We start from the raw sequence: 10,677 nt of genomic DNA on the forward strand, positions 1-10,677 counted from the left end.
GAGGCTTCTTCAGTCCTGTTATGCTTAGTCATAAACAGACCCCCAAAGGCTCAGAACCAGAAGGTCAGCTTACTCCAGGTATATTTTGTCTACACCCTCTAAGTCTGGAACAGGTTCGGCGGTGGTTACTCGTGCTTTCTCGCGCAATGCTTCCAGTTCGAGTTCGTGCCGTCCCCGTTGCACTATATTACTCAGGCGTGTGCGTTCGGCCTTGGCCTGCCGGTCAGTGTTAGATGCACGTGCGCTACGTATGGGTAGGGTGGCCGCCGCTTTCAGATGGGTGGCAAAGCTCTTGCCAGTATCATGTATAGACTCCATCAGTGCTCGTGAGGCGCTATGGCTCTGCATGTACCAAGCGCGGGTCTGTCGCAGGTCGATAGGAGTAAAGGTTTGACCATTATTGAGTACAATCTGTGGTTGCAGGCGCAAGTCTGCTTTGAGCGGCTTGCTGCCAGTGATAGTTTTCTTTTGCCGCAAAGCCTCTCCCTCCTCCTTCTGCGGCATTAGCTGCCGACGGGTCACATGTTGCTTAGTGAACTTTGCCACCGGGTTAGTGTAGGCGTTACCGGAAAGCACACCTGCCTGTCCTAGGCTAGCGGCGGCTGGATTGGAACCGGTTATCCCAGCTGCTGAGCCCAAACTGTTGTCCTCCCCGGGCGCTGACGTGATGGGTGTGGAGTGCCTATCTGAAACTTGGAAACCATCCTCGAACGCTACAAACAAGGTGCGTGGTAATGACAGCCCGCCGTGGCGATCCAGTACCTGCGCGACATATTCACCAGGGCGGCGAAACTTCGCTTTGGTTAGCAGCGTGAAATGCTCCTTACTTGATAACAGCATCGCGGCGATGGTGCCCCCGCTGTGCAACTGGGTCCATTGGCCGTTTTTAAAAAGCACAATGTCTTTCTTCAGACTCTCAAGCTCGGCCTCTTCATTCGCCCGCCTAGCCTGCAATTTACGCAACTCGGGTGAGACCGCCTTGACGCTCTCTGCACCATGGCGTGGTAACAGCCTATCAAGGCGGGTAGTCTTGTTTTGCTTTGCCTCTATGGTCGCGTCCAGTTTATCTAATGACGCTAGGCGCGCGGCCAACTCATCCGCAGCTACCGCGTTCACGTTGGCGGTGACGATTTCCTTAGGATGCGTCCAGAGCTGACGTACTTTTGCCGGATCAAGGTCCTCTGGGCGTAGATTAGGATCTTGACGGCTCTTGCCGGCAGCTTTGGCGACTTCTGTTAAGACGTCGGCATACTTGGTGTTGGCCCGCATAATGTGATCTTTGAGCAAGATCTCGTCCAGATAGCCGAAGGGTGCTTGGAGGGCCTGTTGCGCGGCGAGCGCTCCGGCTGATGCGAACGGCCCGCCGAACACCCCTGCGGCGATAACTGCGGGCGCGGTCACTGTTTTATAAGCAATTTGAGTTTCGTACTTCACAAAATTCGACTGTCCCAACGCTACCCGCTTACGGTAGTCGTCGTGCAAGTTCTCGAGACGGATCCCACAGGCCTCTAAGCCATCAAGCGCTTCTCGGCGTGCGCCAATTGACGCGCCAGGGTCGCTATAGGCTTGGTGGAGGCGCGTCGCCTCCTTCAAAGCATAACTAATCTGCTGGCGTACTACGCCAAGCTTGTTGCTACCTCTGATGTCATTGGCGAAAGCGGGAACGCCATTGAATTTAGCTATCATGTCTTGATAGCCATCCACGACGATTTGCCCGGCACCGTTGGAAAACGGTGTGGCGGCCCATAGTGCCGCGTATTTGACTGCCTTGACTGCGCCTGCACCGAGTGTATCAGCGCCGGGCCCGGCTGCAGCCGCCAACGTTGGCGATAATACTAGCGTGGTGAATGCAGATTCGTAAACATTTACCAGACCTTGCATGCCGATGGCATGCTTAGCCTTATCGTAGGTGGCTTGGTCAATTCCACAGCCTTCGCGCATCAGCTTACGAGCGCGACTGTACTTACTGCTACGCTCGCCAATTCCGAGCTTTTCATCGTGACCGTCGGCCACCAGGCGCAGCGCTTGAGTTACCTTAGACAGATCCAATGGGTGATCGGTATCCCACTGGTTTAAGGCATCTTGGAATTGTTGCAACTGAACGTTGACTGGCCCTTTCCTTGCCAGTGACTCAGCACGGCGTGCTTGTGGAGAGAGCTTCGTCAGCTTTCCATCACGGATGATCTGCTTCGGAGCACGCGTCGTCGTGTGGTGCGTCGTTTTAGCCGATGTAACGCCCGACCATGTCTCGTTGGCAGGACTTGACTCATGGGGTTCGCCGGTGCATGGCGAGGGCCGGGAAAAGCTGGGAAGCGAAGGAATGCGCATGCCGATCACCTCCAGGAGGAGCGTTTAACATCTAGGCAAGTTTCATAGATCAGATCATTAGAATTCCAGAATATAGTTAAGAAATTATTTCAATTTACTAACCGAGCTGATTCAGTTCGCCTATATCCAAGTTCTGTCTAAAAAGATTTCCTCAAACAAAACCGTATGCAAGCCAGCGAAATCATGGCCTTGAGGCTGCTGGTGAAGTTATCTAAAGGGGTGATTATCCCGTCACACTGGAAATGCTCAACATCAGCATTGAGGAGGAAGAGGTTCTGCTCTCTCCCTATTCGAACTGATTGCTAGGAGTGACCCCGAATGACATATCGCAAAATATTGAGAAATTCCTATGACAAATCATATGCCTAAGTGTCAGATCTCAGGAAGAAGGGGCTTAGCCGGTTAAGAAGAGCTGTGGTTGTTTATGCCATTGCTGGAGGATAAAGCAAATTGGTGTTTAGGCCTGCTTGATCATGCGGTTCATACATTCGACTTGGCCATTGCTCCAGGGATGGAAGGGCTTGGTCAGCCGTGTCGGTAGCAGACCAGATCAAAAGGATGGACTTGGTAGCTTTCCGTGCCGATCTTATGGGCAAACTGGTTTCCATTGTCAGTCAGAACTGTGGATAATGCCATGGGTGTAGCCTCTAGGAAGCTGCCCGCTTTCTTGCGCTTCATCTGCTCATGCAACTCGGCATACAAACTTTGAGATGTGATCGATTGCCACGAACAGATAGGCCCGCCCCTTTGTGGCATGCACCTCGGTGATATCGATATGCAGATAGCCCAGCGGGCAGTGTTTGAAGGCCGTCCTCTGGCATACCGGTTCAGCTGAGCGGGGCAGATGACTGATACCGTGGCGTTGGTAGAGGCGATGCAGGCTATCATCTAGAAGCATAGCGTCTTCTGCCGGAGCGCGATCGAAGCAGCCTCTTCGGCCAAGGTCAGGGAGGTCGAATGCGGACACGGGGTCCCATTGGCTATTCCTCTACCAAATCACGCTTACACCACTTAATCATGGCTCTTAGGGCCCGCTTAGGGGCTTAGATTATAACGATTGCTCAGCGTCGCGATTGAATCCTGCAATTGTTGTAGTTCTGTTCGGATCGAGTGCATAGTCGTGGCGCGTTTGTGTAGAACTTGAGCTATAGATCATCTTCCAATAGAGGTCTGTACTAGAGACCCTTTCTACCTGGGACCAAATACCTAAGATTACTGATGCTATTAATGAGCTGTCATTTACCCTAGAGCAAATGGCATCAAGATCTGGCCAATCTCAAATGGACAGACCAGTCAGGTTGTAGCTAGTAGGCCTATTACTCGCTGAGCGGGTTGATTTTCTCAAGCAGCTTTGGTCATTAGATTATCGACTCACACTGATGTTGATTCAGGCTGCTCAGCTCCCTAAACGTGAAAACGAAAATTTATTCAGATATTTGCTGCGAACAAGTAATCACAACGCCGTCCAAGAACTTAGGACCTGCTTGCATTGAAGGTACGTGAGCTTCTGGAGGCACCCATTAGCTAGATATTTGCCTATCTTCCTTTCCGTTCAAGAGCAATTGAAGACCAGAAAACAAGCATATCCATAGCAGCATGATTCATGCACGAATGACTTGGATATGTAGTAAAAATCGCCTGGCATCCTGGCCAGATTCTTGGCGGCCAGGATCGTGCTGCTAGGATGACCCGAAATCCAGACAAGAAGAATGAGATTCAGTGGGTAAGTCCAACTCGAATTACGGTATCGCCTCAACTCTGCGCTCCAGCGTCGAGACCTCATTGATATACCTCCTCCTCGGGTAAGGAACCGTCCGCCGCGAATTGCCACTCATAGGCAGCGAGAGGGGCAGCTCAATGAATATAGGACAACTTACAAAATTAAATACCACTAGCCTGTTAGCGGCAGGCACCCAAGCTGTAGCCAAGCTGCCCATCCCGAGGTCATCACGGCAGATCAACGCGGACTCGCTCAAATGGCTGGATAAACTTGGCTCTTATATTGGTAAACATATCACCTCCAGTATCAAGAACGGCCAGTTATTCGAATTGGCCTCCCTAGGTGCCAACATTTTCGGCATTCCCGCGTTCTCGGAGCGCGGCGAAACACATCGTCCAGTGCTTCACTTTGAGCCTGGCCACGATCAGGATCTGAACCTGGCCAGCGTTGATATGCAAAGCCCCACGGGCAAGCTCGATGAGTGGGCAGCAGCTCCCGCAGCTACTACTCCTGCTCCTGCTACACCGCCAGCGTCCCCTGACCGCGCCCAGAGCGAGGGAGCTCCCCCTTTATTACCCCAACGACCACGTACAGGCTCGACACTAACCTCTATAGGGGTAGCGCTAAGCAACCTGCATCCAGCAAAACTCAACAACCCTGTAATGGATACGCCGCCACCCTTGCCCCCGCGCCACTCAACGGGTAAACCCCAAGGGGGCAGAGCAGCTGCCCTGCCCACTCCCCCGACAACCCCACCCATGTCGCCTCAGCAGTCCGCGGCTGCCGCTTATCTGCAATCAGGTAAGGACGCGACGCAAGACTTGGCAGGTACGTCGCTGGATGACATTGAGAAGTTTCTGGTAGGACCGTCTTTCGGCGATCCGGCGCGTGCCTCAACTGTGCAAGCGAGCGCTCAGCGAAGGGCGTCTGAGCCATTCATCCCGTCGCAGCCCAAACCCATGGCTCAGGCGCCGCGCGCTACATCGTTCCCAGCAGACCAACACCGGCAAGTACCGTCTCGGCCTATTCCATCTCATATCCGTGGGACCGCGATGGATATACCTGATTCATTGCGCCCAGGCTTAGGTCGGCATGTTCAGTCAAATCCAGTCAATAGAGACTTTAACGTAGCATCGGTTCCGGCCTCATCGGACATTCCCGACGCGTTACGGCCTGGCCCGGCACAACGGCGCTCAAGCGAGCCTGCAAATGCGATCGAGGCCCGTAGTCGCCTAGCGTCGGCGATGGCATTGTCGACGACTCAACGACCAGCAGTGGTACAGTCCTCAAGTAGCGCGCCTGTACGGTTTACTAACCTGCAGCCCATGCAGCAAATCTACAAGGGTGAGGAAACTGGCGAAGTCTTTGGGACATCGGTCAAATACCTGAATGAGCGTGAACGCGCGGCGTTTAAAATCACGATCAAGAACGGAAAAGTGTACGATGCAGCGGGTAAGTTGTTCGATACACGCAACGCCTCTACCGCTTTCGAGCATAATAAAGGCCGTGCAATATTCGTGATGGACGCCACCGGCGCGATGTATATATCGAATGAGCAGACCCCGGGCAAATTCCACCATTCTAGCTTTTTCGGCGGTGGCCCTGTTGCAGCAGCGGGTGATATCCGTATCGAAAACGGTGTAATAACCGCCATCTCCCGTAAGAGCGGTCATTATCGGCCTACCCCCGCGCAGCTGAATCAGGCAGTTAACCATTTGAAAAACCAGGGCATTTTAGGAGTATTCGTTGATGAAGACCTCAGTTAATCTCAACTTCTTACGCATTCCCATGAACCTGCTGTATGACCTTGACGACGCCGAAGGATTTACCGGTTTGTCGAGTACCCAAGTCGAACGCCTCTCGCAGGAATATACCGTTGAAGAGTTGAGCGGTATTCGCCAGGCACTGGCGTATGCGAGTCAACACCCTGAGCATGATTTCAAGTCAATGTTGCCGGACGTGCCTCAATCGAATGCCCAGATTGCGAAGGTACTTGAGCGTATTCATTCATCGATTTCAAGCTGACTGTTATTGGATTTTTTCAGCTCGGTTGAGGAGGCGATCCCATCCTAAGCAGGTTAAGCATGAATTGCTCCGGGATTCGTGGAGGCCTTAACTTCTTCACAGTCAAAATATTCACCTGCTTTGATCTCAATGCATGGCGAGCCGGCAGCAATCGCTCTGCTCAGTCACCGTCGCTACCGCCACTAACTGCCGGAATCACTAGGGCTTTTGGTATGAACAGGGCCTGTTTCACTCAGGCCCGTCTGGGCAGCCAGTAGAGCTAGAGGCGTAGTTGCCGGTGCGGGAAGCGCTCCTATACCAACTGATTGCAAACTGTTCGATATCCCTTGGAGTTGCCAACTGCTTTACCTTGACTAAAACGATAATCAGCGCGCCAGGTGCTAGCAACCAAGTATCAATGATAGAAACGGTCCGGGGTCAATGGAAGCGTACAGGCCTATCATATTACTTACGAAAAAGGTCTCGCTTAAGATAACAATTGCATCTCTCTCGTCCCCAGGCATCCATTGGAAAGAGGGGCATTACCTACTGAAAGCATCGGCAGCTATAGCTATAGTGCCTGACATCTCCTGTGTTGCGCCTTAATCGAAATGTTTACTTGGCTAATTACCTTCGCTTTCAAGTCCACTCACTCGATCGGCCACGAGACTTTAGCGACACGTACGAAGTTACCACTAAAGTTAGCCCTGACATCTGAAGAGCTATAGTCTATTCGCGACAACTACTGAATGACCTACCCAAGCGTCTCTGGTTTAACCTGATTATGCCCACTCATTTGTCCATAATATTGAGTTGGCCACCAATCGTCTTCACTCTCACCGTCAGCCGATCCTTGTTGTCGGATGCAACTCGGTATCCAGGCCTAGGCCAATATGGCTTGTCCCAACTCGTTCTGCCAGATAGTCGATCTGGCGAATGAAAGCCTCAATGGACGCCGAAGGATCACACAGGAATATTCCCAGACCTGTCAGTCCAATGACTCCCCTTGGGCTGCACAAGCGAAGGTCTGCTCGTCGTCAATCGTCCGCGGATGGTCATATAACCCCGGGCTTACTAGCAGCCTGCCAGGATTGGTCGCCGACACGTGAGTAGAATTGAAAGAGCTATATAGCCAACGGCTCGTTACAGGGTCTGATGCCTGATGCACAATGGTGCTTTTCATATGTCAGCACAGTACAGCCGTACTGACATATGTGCTATAGCCTTTTCTTTACTCTATGGGTAGCTGCTACGCATTCATTTTATTGCAATAGCTCAATCTGAGCGGGGGCTAGCTCAGCGAACGGGTGAAATTACTGACGGTATAGCCAAGGTGCTGATCCGTTGCATGTCTGGCTCATTATGAAAGGTGGGGCAGTTGACAAACTCCCGAGTCAGATCCTCCCTCACCCATTCCATTGTCGCAGAACTTCTGCAACGTCCTTCCAGAGCTGTGAAACCAGATGGCAATAAGTGATGCGATCAGCACTGGGTGAATAACAGATTGAAGGTTGCTCACTGTGGGGTATTGTAGCCGCATAACTTAGATTGCAGGCGAGTAGCAGACAGGAGCAAAACATTTAGGGTGCATGAGTAGTTTTCTTAGGGACGCACGTTTCGACTTGTATCTGGAGCCTAATCGCTAGAGAACAGACTTGCAAACCCGCGTGTTAGGGTTTGTCTGAAAAGTCTTGTTACCAGCCCGATAGCTTCTTTTCCGCGTCTTGCCATTGAGGAAAATCAATAAGTTAGAGAGGTGCTTCAGGCCATTCATGATGGCAATTTAATATTTTTTCAGACAGAGCCTAGAGTGCTTTATTAATGAATGTTCTTATGATTTGATGCAGGGGCATTTCTGGACTGTGCTCTGCAAAAAGTGCCGATCAAGTTGCTGTGAACTAGACATGGCATTGATCAACTGCAGATTTAAAGTTGTCGCTCCTAAAACAAGGTAAGACTAGCGCGCTCTAGCAAGCTTGTACCGTTGAGACATGGCAGGTCGCCCTGGGCATACCTAGTGGCCGCGAGCCAAGTATGAATTTTCATCAGCATCGTTTTTGATGACAAGAAGTAGCTATCTACTCGTCAGCCTCCGTCGAATTTTCAAAATCTGGAACCAAGTCTGCTTCGTCACTACTTAGTCGATTAAAATCGATCGATGGAATTTCAACATGTTAGGTATCAATCGTACACCATCCATGGATAATCGGGCTTGGTGGGATAATCCAGCACCGGTTCAAGATGCGGCTAATCGAACAACTGGAGGCTTCGCACAAGCTTCAGCACACCAGGATCAAGGCCATGCCTCAAGTGTTGCGCAACAGCTAGCATCGCATCTGCCGCCCAACAGACCTGGGCAACACATGTCCCAATATTCATCCACACAGGCGTACCTCACCGCTGTTCACGGCGCTCAGTTCGGCACATCGGCTTCCGCAAGCACGAGGCCGCTTTCACAGCAAGAGATAAATACGCGGGGTGCACAATTAGTTGACCATGCCCAAGCCAATATGCAACATGGTCAGCTGGTTCTTACCGGAAGCCAAACCAGCGAGCGTGGGCAATTACACTATCAAGGGCATTACCAACCCACTGAAGCAATGAACGTTGCTGGAACGAATTTTTCGGATTTTGTTCCAGGCCAGGCCCCCTAATCAATGAGCATCTAGAGTTTTACCGGGATGAATTTAACGAAGGGGAGCATGCTCAGCTTGAACTAGTACAACTGGCTCCGACAGAGCAAGGACAGCTCGGCGTGGTAGACGGCCACCACCGTTTAGCAGCTGGGTTGAGCCTCGGTCGGCCCGTACCTGTGTTTATTAATCTCAATACAGAGCTGGCCGAAGCGACAGATTGGGCGAATGTGAGGTTGCGTGACTCTACCCCCGAGTAATAGGGTGGTTATCGCTAGAAATGGAAGCACCATTCCACCTCGCTGGAACACGAACCTGCGCAGTACCAGCAGAACTGGGCAGACTGCGGCTGCAAATTGATGCCAGTTTCGCTCAAGGGCGGTATCGTAGGTGCCTGCTTACCTTGCTTTCCTATGCCAGTGAGCTTCAAACCCTGGCCGTTGAAAAACCTGTGCACAGCCAACGGCTGCTGGGCGGGTTTGTTGGAGGCCAGTGGCCTGCGCGAGTGAAGATGGGCACGCAGGACCGGCGGCAAAGCTTTATTTCGCGCAGATGGCCAATGCGCAAGCGATCGTGTGGTTAAGGTAGGTGAAGCCCTAATGCAGGAAAGGTGCATGCACAAACTGCAAAAGCAGAGGACATTCTTATTAAATCGACATTTCAATGAATTTCATTCATGAGAAACAGGTGTTGCCAACGTCCACTACGTATGGATGAGCACTGGCGGGCATAGTTACTATATAAGGCTACATTTGCCGTAGAGCATCTGGTAATGATTTGGTGAGGGTTACTTACAAATGGGCTTTGAAGTAAAGCACCTTGATATGCTTATGTGCAAGTATGCACCTCGGTTAGATACGCTCAAGCGATATGCTGTCTATGTTCCAGCCACAGAAACAATCATTAATATGAAAGTGACACCGTGAACGCAAGGGGCATTGTCCCGTTGTAAGGGATGATGCCCCTGTCTCTGAGAAAGACGCAGTTGGCTCTATCTCTGGCACTTTCCCGTGTATCAAACGACCGCCTGCTAGGTATTAATACGTGACTGCGATACAAACAGGTTCAGCCTCTCTCGTACTCCTGCGCTTATGCCACTGTTTCTACCTGTCGCTTCAACTGCTCCCTTGCTCGTGATAAACGTGAGCGGACAGTACCAATGGGTACACCCAGCGATGAGGCCGTTTCCTGATAATTGCCGTCCATTTCAAGACTGACCTTGATCACGCGCTGCATATTGATCGGCAATCGGTCAATGGCATCGACGACTCGTTCCAGCTGACGATGACCATCGACCTGATGACCAATATCTCCACCCTGTTCTATCTCTGAATGCAGATGATCATCCCAGCTCTCTTGATAAGGCTGTTTGTATAGTCGACGAAAATGGTTACGGATAAGGTTCAGGGCTATGCCACAAAGCCAGGTCTGGGGTTTGCTGGTTCCCTGAAACTTGTGTTCACTGCGCAGGGCTTCAAGAAAAGTACATTGGAGAATGTCATCCACATCGTCCGGGTTCATTACTCGCTTCTGAATGAAGGCTCGCAACATCTGGATTTGATCGCTGGTGAGTTGACGAATACCGGCTGATACGCAAATGACGTTGGAGATGCTGGCATGCATGGGACTTACCTTCCATTGTATTGGTAAGTTCTCTATAGCGATAGACGTGCCAGCTTTATGAGTTAATTTAAGCTATTGATTTATAAGTAATACATGAGTTTTAGAAATATCATCCAGCGCAAGATCTTGCATAAAGCGGTTTGAAGCATTACAGAATTTTGCACACATATTATCGTAGTAATGCACCTATCTCGTTAGGTTCATGAGGGGAAAGTATCAGATAGCCTCAACTCTTTCTTCATGCAAAATAACCAAAGGGCTTGATTTAGAGGGTGTAGACAAAATATACCTGGAGTAAGCTGACCTTCTGGTTCTGAGCCTTTGGGGGTCTGTTTATGACTAAGCATAACAGGACTGAAGAAGCCTCAG

7 protein-coding genes are annotated in these 10,677 nt (G+C 51.0%); 3 read left to right on the forward strand and 4 right to left on the reverse strand.

Features of this window, described 5'->3' with window-relative positions; translation table 11 throughout:
* Positions 1-69 precede the first annotated feature (69 nt).
* Both IEX86_RS23810 and IEX86_RS23815 read right to left on the reverse strand, forming a co-directional pair.
* Positions 70-2,328, reverse strand: a complete 2,259-nt coding sequence (locus IEX86_RS23810; RefSeq protein ID WP_188868643.1) for a hypothetical protein — start codon at positions 2,326-2,328, stop codon at positions 70-72.
* Between the two features lie 682 nt (positions 2,329-3,010).
* Positions 3,011-3,295: a hypothetical protein gene (locus IEX86_RS23815; RefSeq protein ID WP_188868644.1), complete on the reverse strand. Its 285-nt coding sequence runs from the start codon at positions 3,293-3,295 to the stop codon at positions 3,011-3,013.
* Between the two features lie 890 nt (positions 3,296-4,185).
* Between IEX86_RS23815 and IEX86_RS23820 the strand changes: the two genes are divergently transcribed.
* A complete protein-coding gene (locus IEX86_RS23820) occupies positions 4,186-5,814 on the forward strand; it encodes an IQM protein middle domain-containing protein (protein WP_188868645.1) in 1,629 nt (542 codons plus the stop codon).
* Positions 5,798-6,073, forward strand: a complete 276-nt coding sequence (locus tag IEX86_RS23825) for a hypothetical protein (protein WP_188868646.1) — start codon at positions 5,798-5,800, stop codon at positions 6,071-6,073. Before IEX86_RS23820 ends, IEX86_RS23825 begins: the two co-directional genes overlap by 17 nt.
* Before the next feature lie 821 nt (positions 6,074-6,894).
* On the opposite strand, the gene IEX86_RS25280 is transcribed toward IEX86_RS23825, so the two are convergent.
* Entirely contained in the window at positions 6,895-7,071 is a 177-nt protein-coding gene (locus IEX86_RS25280; RefSeq protein ID WP_229685486.1) for a membrane dipeptidase, read from the reverse strand.
* Positions 7,072-8,223: 1,152 nt separating this feature from the next.
* Between IEX86_RS25280 and IEX86_RS23835 the strand changes: the two genes are divergently transcribed.
* Entirely contained in the window at positions 8,224-8,706 is a 483-nt protein-coding gene (locus IEX86_RS23835) for a hypothetical protein (protein WP_188868647.1), read from the forward strand.
* 1,068 nt (positions 8,707-9,774) lie between these two features.
* On the opposite strand, the gene IEX86_RS23845 is transcribed toward IEX86_RS23835, so the two are convergent.
* Positions 9,775-10,308, reverse strand: a complete 534-nt coding sequence (locus IEX86_RS23845) for an RNA polymerase sigma factor (RefSeq protein ID WP_188868649.1) — start codon at positions 10,306-10,308, stop codon at positions 9,775-9,777.
* Between the last annotated feature and the right edge of the window lie 369 nt (positions 10,309-10,677).

The sequence above is a fragment of the Pseudomonas asuensis genome, from assembly GCF_014646755.1.
Taxonomy (GTDB): Bacteria; Pseudomonadota; Gammaproteobacteria; order Pseudomonadales; family Pseudomonadaceae; genus Chryseomonas; species Chryseomonas asuensis.

Coding starts and splice junctions, on each gene's coding strand:
- IEX86_RS23825 (WP_188868646.1), top strand. CDS start 5,798: ATGAAGACCTCAGTTAATCTCAACTTCTTACGCATTCCCATGAACCTG.
- IEX86_RS23835 (WP_188868647.1), top strand. CDS start 8,224: ATGTTAGGTATCAATCGTACACCATCCATGGATAATCGGGCTTGGTGG.
- IEX86_RS23845 (WP_188868649.1), bottom strand. CDS start 10,308: ATGCATGCCAGCATCTCCAACGTCATTTGCGTATCAGCCGGTATTCGT.
- IEX86_RS23810 (WP_188868643.1), bottom strand. CDS start 2,328: ATGCGCATTCCTTCGCTTCCCAGCTTTTCCCGGCCCTCGCCATGCACC.
- IEX86_RS23820 (WP_188868645.1), top strand. CDS start 4,186: ATGAATATAGGACAACTTACAAAATTAAATACCACTAGCCTGTTAGCG.